This window comes from Nocardia arizonensis (assembly GCF_001310275.1).
Classification (GTDB): Bacteria; Actinomycetota; Actinomycetes; order Mycobacteriales; family Mycobacteriaceae; genus Nocardia; species Nocardia arizonensis.
Genome location: NZ_LGYZ01000109.1, coordinates 19,397 through 36,334 on the forward strand (window position 1 = coordinate 19,397; position 16,938 = coordinate 36,334).

Annotated in this window: 17 protein-coding genes; 4 read left to right on the forward strand and 13 right to left on the reverse strand. The window is 69.9% G+C overall.

Annotated features, from left to right (window positions below; translation table 11 throughout):
• The first annotated feature begins 470 nt into the window (after nucleotides 1-470).
• The gene (locus APZ21_RS25110) at nucleotides 471-2,066 is read left to right on the forward strand and encodes a DUF7159 family protein (RefSeq protein WP_156371323.1); all 1,596 of its coding nucleotides are present in this window, start codon (nucleotides 471-473) and stop codon (nucleotides 2,064-2,066) included.
• On the opposite strand, the gene tsaD is transcribed toward APZ21_RS25110, so the two are convergent.
• The 7 genes from tsaD to APZ21_RS25145 form a co-directional block, all read right to left on the reverse strand.
• Entirely contained in the window at nucleotides 2,054-3,097 is a 1,044-nt protein-coding gene (gene tsaD / locus APZ21_RS25115; RefSeq protein ID WP_054815745.1) for a tRNA (adenosine(37)-N6)-threonylcarbamoyltransferase complex transferase subunit TsaD, read from the reverse strand. The genes APZ21_RS25110 and tsaD overlap by 13 nt on opposite strands.
• Entirely contained in the window at nucleotides 3,094-3,618 is a 525-nt protein-coding gene (gene rimI, locus APZ21_RS25120; protein ID WP_054815746.1) for a ribosomal protein S18-alanine N-acetyltransferase, read from the reverse strand. Before rimI ends, tsaD begins: the two co-directional genes overlap by 4 nt.
• Nucleotides 3,619-3,623: 5 nt before the next feature.
• On the reverse strand, nucleotides 3,624-4,319 hold the full coding sequence (gene tsaB, locus APZ21_RS25125) for a tRNA (adenosine(37)-N6)-threonylcarbamoyltransferase complex dimerization subunit type 1 TsaB (protein WP_054815747.1): 696 nt from the start codon (nucleotides 4,317-4,319) through the stop codon (nucleotides 3,624-3,626).
• A 111-nt stretch (nucleotides 4,320-4,430) separates the two neighbouring features.
• Nucleotides 4,431-4,874: a tRNA (adenosine(37)-N6)-threonylcarbamoyltransferase complex ATPase subunit type 1 TsaE gene (gene tsaE / locus APZ21_RS25130; protein ID WP_054815808.1), complete on the reverse strand. Its 444-nt coding sequence runs from the start codon at nucleotides 4,872-4,874 to the stop codon at nucleotides 4,431-4,433.
• 78 nt (nucleotides 4,875-4,952) lie between these two features.
• Nucleotides 4,953-6,044, reverse strand: a complete 1,092-nt coding sequence (locus APZ21_RS25135; RefSeq protein WP_054815748.1) for an alpha/beta fold hydrolase — start codon at nucleotides 6,042-6,044, stop codon at nucleotides 4,953-4,955.
• Nucleotides 6,045-6,123: 79 nt separating this feature from the next.
• Nucleotides 6,124-7,263 (reverse strand): alanine racemase, encoded by a 1,140-nt coding sequence (alr, locus tag APZ21_RS25140; RefSeq protein WP_082393444.1) that lies wholly within the window; start codon nucleotides 7,261-7,263, stop codon nucleotides 6,124-6,126.
• Between the two features lie 370 nt (nucleotides 7,264-7,633).
• Nucleotides 7,634-9,091, reverse strand: coding sequence for an NAD(P)H-hydrate dehydratase (locus tag APZ21_RS25145; RefSeq protein ID WP_054815750.1), 1,458 nt, complete (start codon nucleotides 9,089-9,091; stop codon nucleotides 7,634-7,636).
• 115 nt (nucleotides 9,092-9,206) lie between these two features.
• Between APZ21_RS25145 and APZ21_RS25150 the strand changes: the two genes are divergently transcribed.
• Together APZ21_RS25150 and APZ21_RS25155 are read left to right on the forward strand one after the other, a co-directional pair.
• Nucleotides 9,207-9,641, forward strand: coding sequence for a plastocyanin/azurin family copper-binding protein (locus APZ21_RS25150; protein WP_054815751.1), 435 nt, complete (start codon nucleotides 9,207-9,209; stop codon nucleotides 9,639-9,641).
• Between the two features lie 301 nt (nucleotides 9,642-9,942).
• A complete protein-coding gene (locus APZ21_RS25155; RefSeq protein WP_054815752.1) occupies nucleotides 9,943-10,800 on the forward strand; it encodes a dienelactone hydrolase family protein in 858 nt (285 codons plus the stop codon).
• A gap of 10 nt (nucleotides 10,801-10,810) precedes the next feature.
• Here APZ21_RS25155 and APZ21_RS25160 read toward each other — a convergent pair whose 3' ends face one another.
• The 5 genes from APZ21_RS25160 to APZ21_RS25180 form a co-directional block, all read right to left on the reverse strand.
• Nucleotides 10,811-11,194: a hypothetical protein gene (locus tag APZ21_RS25160; RefSeq protein ID WP_054815753.1), complete on the reverse strand. Its 384-nt coding sequence runs from the start codon at nucleotides 11,192-11,194 to the stop codon at nucleotides 10,811-10,813.
• A 40-nt stretch (nucleotides 11,195-11,234) separates the two neighbouring features.
• Complete coding sequence (locus APZ21_RS25165; protein WP_054815754.1) at nucleotides 11,235-13,082, reverse strand: hypothetical protein; 1,848 nt, start codon at nucleotides 13,080-13,082, stop codon at nucleotides 11,235-11,237.
• A gap of 49 nt (nucleotides 13,083-13,131) precedes the next feature.
• Complete coding sequence (locus APZ21_RS25170) at nucleotides 13,132-13,464, reverse strand: hypothetical protein (protein WP_156371324.1); 333 nt, start codon at nucleotides 13,462-13,464, stop codon at nucleotides 13,132-13,134.
• Between the two features lie 246 nt (nucleotides 13,465-13,710).
• Nucleotides 13,711-14,016, reverse strand: a complete 306-nt coding sequence (locus tag APZ21_RS25175; protein WP_054815756.1) for a DUF6802 family protein — start codon at nucleotides 14,014-14,016, stop codon at nucleotides 13,711-13,713.
• Between the two features lie 114 nt (nucleotides 14,017-14,130).
• Nucleotides 14,131-14,322 (reverse strand): PspC domain-containing protein, encoded by a 192-nt coding sequence (locus tag APZ21_RS25180; protein ID WP_054815757.1) that lies wholly within the window; start codon nucleotides 14,320-14,322, stop codon nucleotides 14,131-14,133.
• 175 nt (nucleotides 14,323-14,497) lie between these two features.
• Between APZ21_RS25180 and APZ21_RS25185 the strand changes: the two genes are divergently transcribed.
• On the forward strand, nucleotides 14,498-16,138 hold the full coding sequence (locus APZ21_RS25185; protein WP_054815809.1) for an ABC-F family ATP-binding cassette domain-containing protein: 1,641 nt from the start codon (nucleotides 14,498-14,500) through the stop codon (nucleotides 16,136-16,138).
• Here the strand turns inward: APZ21_RS25185 and APZ21_RS25190 are convergent.
• Nucleotides 16,056-16,859, reverse strand: coding sequence for a hypothetical protein (locus APZ21_RS25190; protein ID WP_054815758.1), 804 nt, complete (start codon nucleotides 16,857-16,859; stop codon nucleotides 16,056-16,058). The two genes, APZ21_RS25185 and APZ21_RS25190, sit on opposite strands and share 83 nt — an antisense overlap.
• Nucleotides 16,860-16,938: the final 79 nt, after the last annotated feature.

Sequence of the window (16,938 nt, forward strand, 5' to 3'; positions counted from 1 at the left end):
CCAGCGCTCAAGAGCGGGCGCTGCCAACACTCGAGGGGGCGAGTTGTCCACGGCACTGCGGACTTCCCATTGCCTCGGTAAATCTGTAACGTTCGGATAACAGATCGTGACAGTATGGACGACGGTCGCGGTCGGGCGGCGGTGCTCATCACGAGCAGGCATCAGGCGGGCGCGTTCGGATCACGAAATGAGACAACGACTGTCACGGGGCTTCTCCGGCCGCGCGTCCGGTGTCATCCCACCGAAGCACTACCAAGAACAGCACTACCGAGAACAGCAGTACCCAACAGCACAAACGAGCTTCACCAGAGAGCAACCGCATGTGATCGAAGGCCGTTCCCAGCGACCCACACGGACAACGGGTCGGCCGGATTGTGAGCCCGTGTACCACCGCCACCCGCGCGGCGGCCCGGCAGTCCGTTTCGAGATGGTCCGCGACACGATGACCGTCCGCTCGAAGGGAGGTGAATATGCGAACATCACTCGGCATCTCAGCCGGGAACGAGGTCGTGTGCTCGGCGCTCGTCTCCACCGCGCCCAACGGCGCCAAGAGTTTCGATTACCGGGTCGTATCCGCCGACGCCGCGCACTCCGACGTCGGTGATCTGGTCGCCTCGTCGATCGAGTTGATGACGACCCAGTTACCGACCAACCGCATCGGCTACGACATCGCCTTCCCCATCGACGTGCGCTCCGCGGCCGCCAAATCCGCCGGACGCGAAGCGGTTCCGACCAGCGTGGCCGTGGCCTACCGCGGCAAGGAACAGGCGCAGGTCATCCGCGCGGCCACCGGCAAACAGCGCGATCTGCGGCTGATCCCGGAAGGCGCCGCCGCACTCACCTACCTGCGCCACACCGGCCTGCTCGACCGGTACGACACCGTGGCCATCATCGACCTCGGCGCCACCGGACTCAGCGTCACCGTCGCAGATCACGTCGAGGGCGACATCCTTCGCTCCGAGCGCACCACCGCGATCAGCGGCAACGCCATCGACGACCTCATCTACCACCACCTCGTCGACCTGCACTACGCCCGGCGCGGCACGCGGCCGAACCGGGGCATGCTCACCAACCGCGGCCGCGCGGCCAAGGAGCACCTTTCGGTGGCGAACGCGGTCACCATCGACCACGTCGCCGGGCAGCCGCTCAAGCTCACGCGCGCCGACTTCGACGAACTCATCGCCGAATTGCTGCGCGACACCGCCGGATTCACCGCGGCGGTGTTCACGCGCGCGCCCACCTATCCCGAGGCGGCCGTGGTCATCGGCGGCGGCGCCAATATCCCGGCCGTCGTCTCCACACTGTGCAACCGCCTCGACCTGCCGGTGCACACCGTGCCGGACCCCGAGGCCGTCATCGCCAAAGGCGCCGCGCTGGTGGCGGATTCGGCCCAGCCCACGGCCTTCCCGGTCGCCAATCTGGCGCCCGCCGCGCCCGCGGGCACCATCACCAAGGTCATGGGCACCCTCGCGGGCGCCATCGTCGTGGTCGGCCTCGTGATCGGCTACGGCATCAAGACATTCGCGCCGACGGCCGACGACGAGGTCTCCCCCGCGGGCACCACCAGCAGCGCCCACCACGTGCCGAGTTCACCCGCCGCACCGCCCACGAGCGCGCCCACCGCGGACACCGGCCGCCCCGCCACCAGCGCGCCGGATACGACCGAGTCACCCGTGGCCCCGACCACCACGCGGGCGCCGATACCGTCCACACAGCCCACACTGCGTCCCGATCCCAATCTGCCGCCGATTCCCTTTCCCGAGATGCTCGGACCGGTCCTGGACAGTCGCCGGATGCCGACGGGTGAATCCGAATCGCGCACGCACGCACCAACCACGGCCCAGACCCCGGCGCCCGCGCAATCGCACATCCCGCTCTCGCTGCCGCCGGAATCGCCCGTGGGAATCCCGTCGTCGGCCCGGGAAACGCACAGTGCCGGTGACGCCCTGAGCGCGGCCGACAACCGAACATGGCTGTCGCACACCGCCGCCATCCTACTTCTCGCCGGCGCGCTCGCACCTGGCACCGACGCTCCGTCGGTCACCGGCGCCGCTCAGACCAGCTGACTCTCCGACACCGCGAGACCGGGGTCGGTGGCGACGGTCAGATCCGAGGGCGGCGCGCCGCCCGCGACGACATGCGCGCCCAGCGCCGCGATCATCACGCCGTTGTCGGTACACAGCCGGGGCTTGGGCACCCGCAGCGTGAGACCGGCCGCGGCGCACCGCTCCTGAGCCAGCGAGCGGATACGCGAGTTCGCGGTCGCGCCGCCGCCGAGGACGAGGGTGTCGACGCCGACATCGCGGGCGGCGCGCACCGCCTTCATGGTCAGCACGTCGGCGACGGACTCCTGGAAGGAGGCCGCGATATCCGGGATCGGAAGTTCGGCGGGAGCGACGCCGTCGCGGTGGGCCGCCTCCACGTACCGGGCGACCGCGGTCTTGAGTCCGGAGAAGGAGAAGTCGTAGCGCGGGTCACGCGGTCCGGTCATCCCGCGCGGGAAGGCGATGGCCCGCGGATCACCGGACCCGGCGGCCGCGTCGAGCGCGGGACCGCCCGGATAGCCGAGTCCGAGCAGCCTGGCGACCTTGTCGAAGGCCTCGCCCGCGGCATCGTCGACGGTGCTGCCGAGTTCCTCGATCGGACGGGCCAGATCGGTGACGTGCAGTAGATGGGTGTGCCCGCCGGAGACCAGCAGCGCCACGCACGGCGGCATCGGTCCGTGTTCGAGGGTGTCAACGGCGACGTGTCCGCCGAGATGGTTGAGCGCGTAGAACGGCACATCCCACGCCGCCGCATAGGCTTTCGCCGCCGCCACGCCCACCAGCAGCGCGCCCGCGAGGCCGGGGCCGATGGTGACCGCGAGCACGTCGGGTTTGGCGATACCCGCCGCGGACAGCGCCCGGCGCATTGCGGGGACGATGGCCTCGAGGTGGGCGCGGGAGGCGATCTCGGGTACCACGCCGCCGAAGCGGGCGTGCTGGTCGACGCTCGAGGCGACCTCGTCGGCGAGCAGTTCGCAGGTACCGTCGTCGTGCCTGCGCACGATGCCGACACCGGTTTCGTCGCAGGAACTCTCGATGCCCATGACGATCACGACAGCACCTCGTCCGATTCGCTCGCGCACCACGCCATCGGGTCGGCGGTCAGTTCCGGCCTGCGCATGGTGTAGGCGTCGGCGCCGCTGGGCTGGTAGTAGTTCTTGCGCAATCCGATGATGTGGAATCCGTGTTTGGCGTACAAGGCGATCGCGGGCTGATTGTCGGTGCGCACCTCGAGGAATACCGGGCCGCCGCGTTTGCCCGCCTCGGCCAGCATCGCCTCGAGCAGCAGGGTGCCGACGCCGCCGCGGTGGCGGGCCGGGTCGACGCCGATGGTGTGCACCTCGGCCTCCGGGTGTTCGGAGTCACCGAGCAGGGCCACCCCGGCGTAGCCGACGATGCGCCCCGCGGCGTCGCGCGCGGCGAAGTAGCGGTTGTGCGGTGCGGCCAATTCCGAGCGGAAAGCCACCGCATGCCACGGATCGTCCTCCGGGAACAGCAGTTGCTCCAACTCCACGCAGCGACCGATATCGGCCGGGCGCAACGGACCGACGTGTACGGCGTCCTCGGTATCCATCGACCTCACGCTCCCGTCCGGTCGAGGGTGCGGAAGCTGTTCTCCACGGCGTCGGGCCTGCGCAGATACAGCGGTGTCAGCGGTGCGGGCACGGCGCGCGCGAGCAGATCCCCGGTCGCGACGGCGACCAGGCCGGCCGGGGACGGCGTCTCGACGGGCAGTACCGGAAGATCGAAATAGTCCACGTGCGAAGCCGATCCGGCGATCACCTCCGACTGCGCCGGATCCAGCGCACCGGGTGCGACGACCTCGGGCCCGGCCACCCGGACGCCGTCGCGGTAGCGAGCCCAGTAGATCTCGCGGCGGCGCGCGTCGGTGACCACGAGCAGCTCACGGCCCGGGGTCAGGTCGGGGGCGGCGTCGGCGGCGATGGCGTCGAGGCTGCACACCCCGTACACCGGAATGCCCAGCGCGTCACCGAATGCGGCGGCGGTGGCCATGCCGACCCGCAGGCCGGTGAACGGGCCCGGTCCGATGCCGACCACGACCGCGTCGATCTCGGTCCTGGAACGGCTTGCCTCGGTGAGGCATTCGAGGATCTGCGGGGTCAATACCTCGGCATGCGCCCGGGGGTCGACCCGGACACGCGAGGCGACGGTCCGCGGGGACGCCGCGACGGCCGCATCCGTCGCGGCCTGCCCCAGTTCCACTAATCCCGCTGTAACGGCGGGTGTCGCGGTGTCGACAGCTAGTACAAGCATGATTGCCCCAACGATACCGGGTGGTAGCGGGCGACGGCGCGGAGCTACCCGGGAGCTACTTCACCGGAACCGGCGCGCCCGACCCGCGGCGGCTCGCGAGTGTGATCGAGACTACTCGACCCACTCCCAGACCGCGGTCCGCACATCGGAATCCGGTTCCCGCGACAATCGCACCCGCAGATGCCGGTCGGCGAGATGTTCGACGACGCCAAGACCCCATTCCACGACCACCACCGCGTGCTGGAGATCGGTGTCGAGGTCGAGGGCGTCCAACTCGTCGAGGTTCCCGCCCAGCCGATAGGCGTCGACATGCACCAACGGCACCGCGCCCGGTGCACTGCCCGCCCGGTGCTGGCGGGCGATGACGAATGTGGGCGAACTCACCCGTCCCTGGACGCCGAGTCCGGCGGCAATCCCCCGGGTGAGCGCCGTCTTGCCCGCGCCGAGCGGACCGTCGAGCACCACCAGGTCACCCGCGCCCAACTCCGCGGACAGCTCGCGGCCGAGGGCCTCGGTGTCCTCGACCGTTGGCAGCTCCCGCCGCTGTCGCGCCACCGCCGCCTCCGATCCACCCGCGTCCTGCCGAACCCGCACAGAGCGTACCGGCGTCGGATCGGCCGGCCACACGACGGTTCAGCTTCCGGCGGCTTCGGTATTCGACGCGGCCGACAGCGCATGGGCACGGACCAGCAGTTGGTCCAGCGCCTCGCAAACGACCTCGGGATATTGCAGATGCGGCATATGGGCGGCGTCGTCGATGCGCACCAGCGCGCTACCGGGCAGCGCGCGGTGCAGCGCCCGCGAGTTGCGGAACGGGATGACCAGATCGCGGGCACCGCCCAGGACCAGCACCGGGAGTTCGGCCAGGATCGGCAGTGCCGCCGACTCGTCGTGCAGTTCGAAGGTCCGCAGGAATTTGACCACGGTCTCCACGGGTGTGCGATCGATCATGAGGGTGGTGAACCGCGACAGGGTCGGGCTCACCGGGCCGTGGAAGGAACTCACGTGCAGGATGGGCGCGATGACGTGGCGGACCGTGCTGCGACCCGCCTGCACCAACGTCGGCGCGGTGTGCACGGCGAGCCGGAAACCGTCGATGGCCGGACTGCGCAGCAGCTGGGTGATCCCCGCCGCGGTGACCTCGGCCGCCGCCGTGGACAGCAGCCCAACCCCGATAACCCGCGCGGTGAAGATCGCCGGCGACTGCGCGGCCGCCGCCAGCACCGCCATACCGCCGAGCGAATGTCCGATCAGCAGCACCGGACCCGTCGGCGCGACCTGCTCGATGACCGCCACCACGTCACGTCCGAGCTGGGCGACGGTACAGCTCTCGGTGGTCGGGGTGCCGGAGCGCCCGTGTCCGCGCAGATCGAAGAACACCAGCCGAACCCCGTCACCCCAGCGCTTTTCCAGATCGCGGCGCTGGAAGTGGAAGGACTCCATGCTGTTACAGAAGCCGTGCACGAAGATCGCGGTGATCGGGGCGTCGGGCGGACCGCATTCGCGGGTGGCGAGCCGCACGCCGTCCTCGGTGAGCACCGCGCCCGCGCGGTCACGTTCGAGCAGGGTGAAATCCTCGTCGCGGTACTCGTCGCGCGTCGCGGGCCACAGCACCCGCGCACCGACCCGGCGCAGCGCGTGCGCGCCCGCCAGCGCGCCGACCACACCCGCGGTCGCCAGCCCGCCGCGCAGGACGGTTGAGCGATTCGAACGTCGCGATCCCATCGGAGCCCTTCCGGATGATGGCGTATCCCATGAGTCGACCACACGAGACGAGGCGCGGACAACCGCGGCGTCTCGACAGTCATCCGCCGGTATGCCGACGGGTCACCCGCCCTTTGGGCGCACACACGACCTCGTAGTGGATCGTGCCGAGCAGTTCCGCCCAGTCCTGTGCGCCGGGCGCGCCCGGGACGCCGCCGAACAGCACCGCGGTATCGCCCTCGGTGACATCGGCCGGATTGTCGCCGAGGTCGACCACGAACTGATCCATGCACACCCGGCCCACGTTCGGATGGCGCTGACCGCCGATCAGCACCTCGAAACGTCCGCTGAGGGCGCGGAAGACCCCGTCGGCGTATCCCGCGGGCACCAGCGCCACCGTGGTGTCGCGCGGCGCGATCCACTGGTGGCCATAGGACACGCCCTCACCCGCCGCGACCCACTTGACCAGCGTGACCTTGGCCTGGAAGGTCATCGCGGGACGCAGCCCGAAGTCGGGCAGGCCGGGTACCGGCGGCAGCCCGTATACCGCGATACCGGGGCGGACCATGTCGAAGGCCAGATCCGGGCGGGTCAGGGTCGCGGCCGAATTCGCCAGATGGGCGAGTTCCGTACGCAGCCCCGCGGCCTCGGCGGCGGCGATGGCGGCGACGAAACGCTCCCGCTGCACGTCGAGGAAGGGGTGGTCGGGTTCGTCGGCGTGCGCGAGATGGGAGAAGATGGCGCGCAAGCGCACGACGCCCTCGTCGACCAGCATGTGCAGTGCGGCGAGGACGGTCGGGTATTCGTCGGAGGCGATGCCGTTGCGGTTGAGTCCGGTGTCGACCTTGAGCGTCACGATCGCGGTGCGTCGGATACCGCGGGCCGCGGCGGCGACCGCGCGCAGGTGGGACAGGGAGGAGACGCCGATCTCGATATCGGCCGCGATGGCGGCGGCGTAATCGGCGTCGGCGGTATTGAGCCAGCACAGGATCGGCGCGGTGATGCCCGCGCGGCGTAATCGCAGCGCCTCGGCGATCGTCGTCACGCCGAGTTCCGCGGCTCCCGCGGCCAGCGCGGCGCGCGCCACCTCGACCGCCCCGTGGTTGTATCCGTCACCCTTCACCACCACCATCACCGCCGCGCCCCGCGCGTACTCGCGCAGGACCCGCACGTTATGGGCGATGGCCTCCAGGTCGATGACGGCTTCCACTTGGGCGTTCACGACTTCCGATCCTGCCATCCCGCGCAGACGCGAAGCACCCGCCACCGTCCGGCGTACCGCCGAGGCGCCGTGACAGCGCCTCCCAGCGGGGGCGACACGCGCCCGGCATCGTGCCGGCGGCGGCTCGCGCTGGTGCGGGCGGCGGCGAAGCTGGTCGAACTGCGCGACTCGCTGTCCGGCGACAAGGCCGCGTTCACCGCATCCTCGACCCGGTACTTGCGCTCCTCGAGCGCGGTCAGGTGGCCGCGCCGACCTTGATCACCGCGGCGCCGCCGGACAGCTTTGCCGGCCGCTCGGACAGCTTCTCGCGAATCGACGCCGCCTTCACCCGAAACCGACACCGCCCCGACAGTGCGCGGCACGACGGCCGCCCATCACACCCCGTCGATCACACCGCCGCGACGGGTGGTTCGGCGAGAGCGCGCAGGGTGCGGATGGCGGGGCGTAGGTGATCGAGCAGGGGGTGCGCCGAGATCGGTGCGGCGGTCGGGTGACCGCCGTGTGCCGCGAGGTTGGCGGCCAGACTGTGCGCCCGCGCCGCGGCCGCGGCCGCCCAGGCGGGTTCGGCGCCCGCGGCCAGCAGTGCGCCGATGACGCCGGACAGGACATCGCCCGCGCCCGCGGTCGCCGCCCAGGAGCCGCCCGCCTCGTTGACCAGCGTCGCCCGGCCCGGCGCGGCGACCAGGGTGGCGCGGCCCTTCAACAGGACGGTCAGCCCCCAGGATTCGGCCAGTTCGCGGACCGCGGCCACCCGATCCGGGCCGACCTCGTGACCGGTGAGCCTCGCGAACTCCCCGGCGTGCGGGGTAAGCACCGTTGGCGCGGCGCGGCCCCGGACCAGGGCCGGTTCCTCGGCGAGCATGGTCAGGCCGTCGGCGTCGACGATCACGGGCAGGTCGGTCGCGAGGATCTGCGCCAGCCGTTCGTGTGCGTCCGTGTCGGTGCCTGCCCCCGGACCGAAGACCCAGGACTGCACCCGGCCGGTCGTCGGAATCGACGGCGCCGCAACCACTTCGGGGAAATGTGACAGCACCTGCGCCGCCGCGCCGCCCGCGTACCGCACCATGCCCGATGTCGCCGCCACGGCCGCGCCGGTGCACAGCACGGCCGCGCCGGGATAGGTCGCGCCGCCCGCGCAGATACCCGTCACGCCCTGGGTGTACTTGTCGTCGACTGCTCCGGGCACCGGCCACCGGGCGCCGATCGAGGCCGGGTCCAGGGCCGCGAGATCCGGTTCGGGCAGACGTAAACCGATGGGCACCAACTCGATTCGTCCGCACCACGGCGCGGCGAGCGCGTGCACCGGCTTGTACGCGCCGAAGGCCACGGTGACCTGCGCGCGTACCGCGGGTCCCGCGACCGCGCCGGTATCCGGGTCCACCCCGCTGGGCAGATCCACCGCCACGACCGGCACGTCCAGTCCCGCGACGATTTCGGCGGCGTGCGGGCGCAGCGGGCCGCGACCGGAGATGCCGACGATCCCGTCGATCACCAGATCCGCGAACCCGACCTCCGAACGCACCCGGCCGCCCGCCGCGCGCAACGCGGCCAGCCCTTTCGCGTGCGCGCGTTCGGGATTCAGCAGCACCGCGGTCACCGCGACACCGCGACGGCGCAGGAACGCACCCGCCCACAGGGCGTCGCCGCCGTTGTCGCCCGACCCGACCAGCAACGCCACCGACCGTCCGGCCACCCCGCCGGTCCGCGCGCGCAGTTCACCGGCCACGATCGTGGCCAGCCCGTGCGCGGCCCGCCGCATGGGCACACCGTCGGGTACCCGGGTGAACAGTTCGGCCTCGGCCGCGCGTACGCCGTCGGCGGTGAAATAGCCACGCTGAGTCGACATCCGCGTATCGCCTCCCTGACTCGGTCGAGTGTGTCCGGCGGCCCGATCCGACCCTACCCGCGCCCGCGCGATTCCGACGGCGGTGGCGCGGAGCCGGATGACTAGGCTTGGGACCATGTCGATCGGGAGCCACGTCACCTCCGCCCGGGTCGCGACCGGATTCGTCGTGGCCGTCACCGTCGCGCTCTCGAGCGCCCTGCTGACCGGCTGCGGATCCGATGATTCCGGGACCGCCGCCACACCGTCGGCCGGCGCGACCGCCTCCCGCACCGCGTCGCCCGGCCCGACGAAGCGGGCCGCGGTCACGGTGCGGGTCGACGATATGGCGTTCAGCCCGGCCGATGTGACCGTCAAGGTCGGCGACACCGTGACCTGGAAGTTCAGCGACCGCTTTCCGCATTCGGTGCAGGGCATGGGCGACAAGGCGATGGGTATCAACAGCCCCATCCATACCTCGGGCGAATGGAGTTACACCTTCATCGCGCCCGGCACGTACCGCTACCTGTGCTCGCTGCACCCGGAGATGCGCGGCACCGTCACCGTCGAATGACCGCGCCGCGCACGACCACTCGACCGTGACGGACTCGGCCGGATCGTAGTAGCCGCGTAATCGGGCGGATCGCCCTCGAGCAGCGCGATCGGGTCGTGCTCGAGCTCACACAGTGGACCGGCCTTCGATTCCGCCGCGACCGCGCCCGAACCGCCGAGGGTGGCAACGCCCGCGGCGTCGCGCCTTGATATTCCATGCGGCGCAACGCGTCGACGGCTATGCCGAGTGTGTCCCGGTATCCGACGTAGCCAACGATTGCGCACATGGCTCCCCGGACCACTTATCGGATAACGTTCTCGTCGTGTCGGCGTCTGTGAAATCTCTTTTGAGCACCCTGACCAGCCGTGGCCCGCACCGGGTACTGCGCGGAAACCTGGCCATAGCGGGGCAGCCCGGGGTTGTCTACACGCCCGAGTCCGGTAAGAACCTGCCCGCGATCGCCTTCGCGCACGGCTGGCTGACCGGCGTGTCGCACTACCGACAGCTACTCGAACACCTGGCCTCCTGGGGTTTCGTGATCGCGGCACCCGACACCGAGCGCGGGCCGATTCCGTCACATCTGGATCTGGCGACCGATCTGCTCACCACCCTCGACATCTGCACGGGCGTCCGCCTCGGCGACGGACAGATCAGCGTGCATCCGGACCGGCTCGTTCTGGCCGGGCACGCCATGGGCGCGGGCGCGGCCGTGATCGCGGCCGGGCAGCGCGATGTCGCCGCCGTGGCCGCGCTGTTCCCGTCTCCCACCGCGCCTTCCTCGGAGCGGATCGCCGCCGATATCGACCGCCCCGCGCTCATCCTCGCCGGCGCCGCCGATCTCGAATCGGTGAGTTCCAACGCCGTACCGCTGGCAGGCGCGTGGGCGGGTCCCACCATCCTGCGCGTGCTCGACGGCGCCTCGCACAACGGCATCATCGAGGGCCGCCGGGCACTGGCCGCCTTCGGTGTGGGCAAGTACCAGGCCAAGATCGCCAGGACCACCCGCGGGCTGCTCACCGGCTATCTGCTGCACACCCTGCTCGGCGAGGAGAAGTACCAGCCCTTCGCCGATCCCGAGACCGTCATCCCGCACAGCGAGGTGGTCGATCCGCACGCGCCGCGCGAGGAGGAGAAGCCCAAGATCTCCCTCAGCACGATCGTGAGCCTGTTGCGCAAATAGCCTGGTCGGCTCAGATGAGCCAGCTCTTGCGCCGGTAGTACGCGCCCTCGGGATCGTCGTCCTCGTCGATCGGGGTGACGATGTCGTTGGCCCGGCGCGCGGCGATCGATCGCGCGATCGCCGCGCGCTGCTCGCGGGAGTGCTCCTCCAGCCGTTCCCGCTCGGCGCGCGCCTCGGCCTCCTCGCGCTCCCGCGCCTGTGCCTGCGCCACCGCCTCGGCGTAGTCGTCGGCCCTGTCCTCGAAGAACCGGGCCATATCGGCGGCGGACTCCTCGGCGAGCCGGTGGGCCGTCTCCTCGGTGCGACGGTGGATATCGGCCAATTCGGCGCGCAGTAGCGCCGAGCGTCTGCGGGTCTCGGCCGCCACCCGCTCGATCTCCGCCGCGTAGTTCACACCCGCTCCCCTTCCGCGCGCGCCGCGGCGGACTTCCCGCTCACAGCGGTCCCGCCTCGGCCAGTCGCGCACCGCTGTCGGGGACCTGCCGCTGATTCTCCACACCCGTGGCAGGCATCGGCGCGGGTTTGTGCTCGCCGTCCTCCTCCCCACGGGGCACAGGCGGAACCTTCGGGATCGAGGAGGCGCCCTGGTCACCGTCCGACGCGCCGCCGCCGGTGTGGGAACCGGAGCCGCCCGTCGGATTCTGGTGCTTCGGCTGCTCCGACGACTTCGGCGCGGCGTCGCCGCCCTTGTCTTCCGACCCGTTCTCGGACGCGCCGCTGTCGCTTCCGTCCTTGGCGGGCTCGCCCGCGCCGTGCTCGGATTTCACGCTGTCCACGAGGGTCGGGATGCCGTGCTCGTCCAGCTTCACGCTGTATTCGTGTTTCGTGCCGTCGGCATCGGTGGCCAGCAGTTTCGGCTGTCCGTCCGCACCGACCTCGAGGGTGAGATGCTTTCCGGCGATATCGAATTCGGCCAGGGGCCGGTCGGCCTGGTTCTTGCCGGTCGCCTGCTCCACCTTCTCCAGCGCGTCATCGATGCCGTCCTTGATCGTGGCGCCAAGCGAGCTCAGGTTGGCGCCGATTGTCTGGGCCGCACTGTTCGCCGCGCCGGTCAGGGTCGAGGCGATCTGGTTGATCGAGGCCAGACCCTGCAAGGAACTCAGCGAGTTCGTCGTGCCGGTATTCAGGTTGGTCGACGGGGTATTCGCCGTGGAGGGGGCACTGGCCGTGGAGGGGGTATCGGCCGTGGAAGGGGTACTTGCCGTGGAGGGAGTATTGGCCGTCGGAGTGTTCGTGGACGACGGATTCGTCTTGGTCGACTGGTCGGTCGTACCGGAGGGGTTACCGGCGCCCGACGCATTATCGGCGCCGGACGGACTGCCCGCGCCCGAGGGGGTATTCCCCGACGGACTGTTCTGCGACGGACTGTTCTGCGAATTGTCTTGCGACGGCTCGGTATCCGCACCTCCCACGGGCGCCGGATACGGATCGTCATCGAGTTGCGCGAATACCGCTGCCAGGGTGGTGTATTGGGTCTCGAAGGCGGTATCGGTCGCCTGACATTGCGTCAGGTACGTGGTGACCGTGTCGTCGTATTGGACCTTGAAGACCTTCTCGAGCCACACCCGGCAGCGATCCCTGATTCTCTCGACGTAGTTCGGATCCGAGACCATCGACGTGAGATCGGCCGAACCCATGCCTTGTACGAAGTCCACCGGGCTGTTGGTCGCGGCCAGATCGGGGAAGAGCTGGATCAACTTCCCGGCGAGGGTGTTTCCATCGGCGAGCCGGCTCACCATCGACTCGGTCCGCGCGCCGGCGATGATGGCGTCGATGTCCTCGGGGGCCTTACCGTCGACCCGCACATCCGCCTGCCCGTGCAGCAGTCCGAGGGTGAGTTCGGCCTTGGCGACGACCGCGTCGCGGAAGGGGGTGATGGTCGCGCGTATGGTGTCGACCGCCGCCCGCACCTTCTCGCGATCGTCGGCGGCGAGGGTGTTCTGCCTGTTCAGCAGCTGGATACCCGCGTCGGCGGCGGCGCCCTGCCACAGCGACGGCAGCCTGCGCGCGATCTGTTCCTGTGTCGTACCCTGTTCGCTCGCGACGGTCAGCATCTCGTTCATGCTGTCGGCGGCGGCCTCGAGCTTCGCCAGGTTCATGCCCCGCTGCTCGTCGTAGAGCGCTTCGATCCGTTGGAGGGAATTGCCGCCGTCGCCATCGAAAGCCCGGCTGTAACGCGGCGCGAGCTGAATCCAGTACTGCATGCCCGCCGCGCCCTGGTCGAGGATCTCGTCGACCGACCTGTCGCGCATGCGCTCCGAGAAGCCTTCCACCGCACCCATTTACGCGCAACCCCTTCCGATCGACGAGTTCATTACTCCCCCGGCGCCGTCAGATCCTGTCGGTCTTCCTGGCGTTGTTCTCATCGACATCGATGAGTTCGATGGTCGCCTTGCCGATCGCGCTCGCCGCGTCCTCGGTGGCCGTGGTCCAGATATTCAGCCAGTTGACCACGCGTTCCATCCCCGCGTGCACCTTCTGACCGTGCGCGGCGTATGCGCGTCCCGCCTCGCTCTCGACGCCATTGCGTCCCGCGCCGAACAGGGTGGCCGAGATACTGCCGACGCAGTTGCGCACGGTGCTCGCCGTCGCGGTCAATTCGTTCACGGCCACTGTCATTCCGGCCTGGTCGACGACGATTCCCCCCGACACCGTCTGCCCCATTGCGCCCCTCCGTGTCCTGTATGTGCCTAATACCTTCGACGTGCGAGGCGGGACCACGGTTCCGCCGAATTCCGCAGGTTCCAATGATCCGCGTGATTTCCACGCGGATCATTGCAGCCTGCGGCCGATCATTCCCCTCGAAGGGGCGGGCGTTCGGGGGCCGTTGCCGGACAGTCTAGCCCGGTGCTCACGGCCCGGAAACCCCTGCCGGGAACAGTGATTGCGCGGTGAATCGCCTGGCGGCACCTACTTGCCGAGTTCACCGTGGTCGGTGCGGACCCACCCCGAGGTGCCGTCGGGGTGGTGGTGGAATTCCCAGGCGGCGTAATCGCCGTCCTTCTCGACCACGGTGAGGTGGTCGGCGATACCGTCGTGGTCGTAATCGGTCCAGACCTGCATGGCGTCGTCACCGACGGTGGTCTCGGTGTCGAGGATGCCGTCGCCGTCGATGTCCTGGGTCGGGTGGTTCAATTCGACGGGGCCGAACCCCTCGAGCGGCGAGGAGGCGTCGATATCGGGCAGGTCCAGCGGAAACTCACCCGAATGGATCATGACTCCTCCTCGGCGGGACTCGTGTCTGACGGTGCGCGGCCGGTGAATTCGGCGGGTTAATCCCATCCTGACATCCGCTCGGCCCCGACGCAGCAGCTTATCGGGTCGGGCGGCTCACTTCTTCGGGATGATCAGCCACAACGCGATGTAGATGATGAACTGCGGACCGGGCAGCAGGCAGGACAGGACGAACAGCAGTCGGATCACGGTGGCGTTCCAGCCGAAGTATTCGGCGAGGCCACCGCAGACCCCGGCGATCCAACTGTCGGTGCTGGAACGGGTGAGGCGGCGAACGGGCGCGGTCATCGGATTCCCCTCTCGGAGTCGGCTGGTATGCCATCGACTCTCCTCGCGCGGACGCCTCGGCGCATCGGTCCCGAGCCCGATTCCGACCCTGAACTTCCCGGGCACGCGGGTCAGGGTGAACCCCGGCCCGACCGCGGATGCGGGTGCGCGGCGCGCACACGGCAGACTTCATCGGGTGAGCACTACATTGCACGCGCGCGGACTGTCGGCCGGACACGGTGAACGCGTCCTGTTCGACGACCTCGACCTGACCCTCGCACCGGGCGATGTGATCGGCCTGGTCGGGGTGAACGGCGCGGGCAAGTCCACGCTGCTGCGCATGCTCGCGCACGGCGCGGCGACCACCGGCGCCATCACGCTCAGCCCGCCCGACGCCACCATCGGCTATCTGGCTCAGGAGCCCGAACGGGTCCCCGGCGAGAGCGTCTTGGACTTTTTGGGCCGCCGGACCGGAGTCACGGCGGCGCAGCACGCCATGGACGCGGCGGCCGAGCGGCTGGCCGAGGGCGGGGACGATGACTACACCCCGGCGCTGGAACGTTGGCTGGCGCTGGGCGGCGCCGATCTGGACCAGCGCGCGCACGAGGTGGCCGACGACCTCGGGTTGAGCACCTCGCTCGCCGACGGGCTGGATACCCCGATGACGGGTCTGTCCGGTGGTCAGGCGGCGCGGGCCGGACTGGCCTCCGTCCTGCTCTCGCGTTTCGACATCCTGCTGCTCGACGAGCCGACCAACGATCTGGATCTGGCCGGACTCGAGACGCTCGAACGCTTCGTCACCTCGGTGCGGGTGCCGCTCATGGTGATCAGCCACGACCGGGAGTTCCTCGCGCGCACCGTGAACCGCGTCATCGAACTGGATCTGGCGCAGCAGCAGGTGGGCACCTACGACGGCGGCTACGAGGCGTACCTGGCCGAACGGGCTATCGCGCGCAAGCACGCGCGCGCCGCGTACGAGGAATATGCCGACACCAAGGCAGAACTCGAGGCCCGCGCGCAGATGCAGCGCAACTGGCTCGAACACGGTGTACGCAACGCGCGGCGCAAAGCCAAGACCGATTCGGACAAGGCGGGCCGCAAGATGCGCGCCGAATCCACCGAGAAGCAGGCCGCCAAGGCCCGCCAGACCCAGCGCCGCATCGAACGACTGGATGCGGTGGAGGAACCGCGCAAGGAATGGGAACTGCATATGTCCATCGCCGCGGCCCCGCGCAGCGGCGCGGTGGTCGCCACGCTGACCGAAGCCGTCATCACCCGCGGCGATTTCACACTCGGCCCGGTGACCACGCAGGTGGACTGGGCCGACCGCATCGTGCTCACCGGTGCGAACGGTTCGGGCAAGTCGACGCTGCTGGCCCTGCTGCTCGGCCGCCTCGCGCCGGACAGCGGTACCGCCACGGTGGGTTCGGGTGTCGCGATCGGCGAGGTCGACCAAGCGCGCGGCCTGTTCCGCGGACCCGGCCCGCTCGCCGACACCTTCGGCGCCGAGATGCCGGACTGGCCCGACGCCGATGTGCGGACGCTGCTGGCGAAATTCGGCCTGCGCGGACCGCATGTCAACCGCGCCTGCGCCACCCTGTCGCCCGGCGAGCGCACCCGAGCCGCACTCGCGCTCTTGCAGGCGCGCGGGGTGAATCTGCTGGTGCTGGACGAACCCACCAACCATCTCGACCTGCCCGCGATCGAACAACTGGAACAGGCGGTGGATTCCTTCACCGGCACGCTGCTGCTGGTCACCCATGATCGGCGCATGCTCGACGCGGTCCGTTCCACGCGCCGTTGGCGCATGGACGAAGGCAGGCTGCTCGAGGACTGACTCCCCGGGAACAGAAACCCGGGACGGTCCGCTCCGCGACGCCACCGGCCGGTTCCGCGACGATATCCCCGGCGCACTCGGACCGGGGATGTGGGCGTTCACGGCCGGTGAGATCGACGCAATCCCGTTGCTGTTCAACGGATTCGCACGCTACCGGGTCCGACTCGCAGCGCGCGATCAGGGCCAACGCCTGCGCGTGACCGCGCCTGCCACGGTGCCGCAGTGCCTCCCGCCACAGCTGTTCGGCGCTGAGGCCGTGTGCGACGGCGGCTTCGAGTACGGCCGCGGCCGCGACGGGACTCGCCGTGCGGGCGATATCGACCGCGGTGCGCGCGGCGGTGGTGGTCAGCGTGCCACGGATGAGCTCCGATTCCGTGGTGTCGACGCGCTCGCGGTGCACGCACAGCTGGCCCGAGCGCGCCGCACGGGCGCCGAACACATGGGTCACCGTCGTCGCGGGCACCGCGAGACCGTGCAGTTCGGCGGCGGTGCTATAGGCGGCGATCACCGAGGTCAGGCCGGTCGAGAGCCGCGCGGCCTCGACCCGGAGTTCGGGTACCGGCGGTGTCGACGCCTCCCGGTACACACCGCGGAACACGCGCACCCATTCGCCGCTCTCGACCCGCGTTCGCATTTCGCCCCGGGTGTACTCGCACAACACCTGCCAGGCGGCGAACGCGCCGAATTGTCTGTCCCGTGCCTGCTGCAGTCCTGGTCGCATGGTTCGAGTCTCGCCGCGACGCACACCGGGCGGATTCGACCGTCCTGCGGAAACAGTCGTCCTGTGGACAACCGAACCG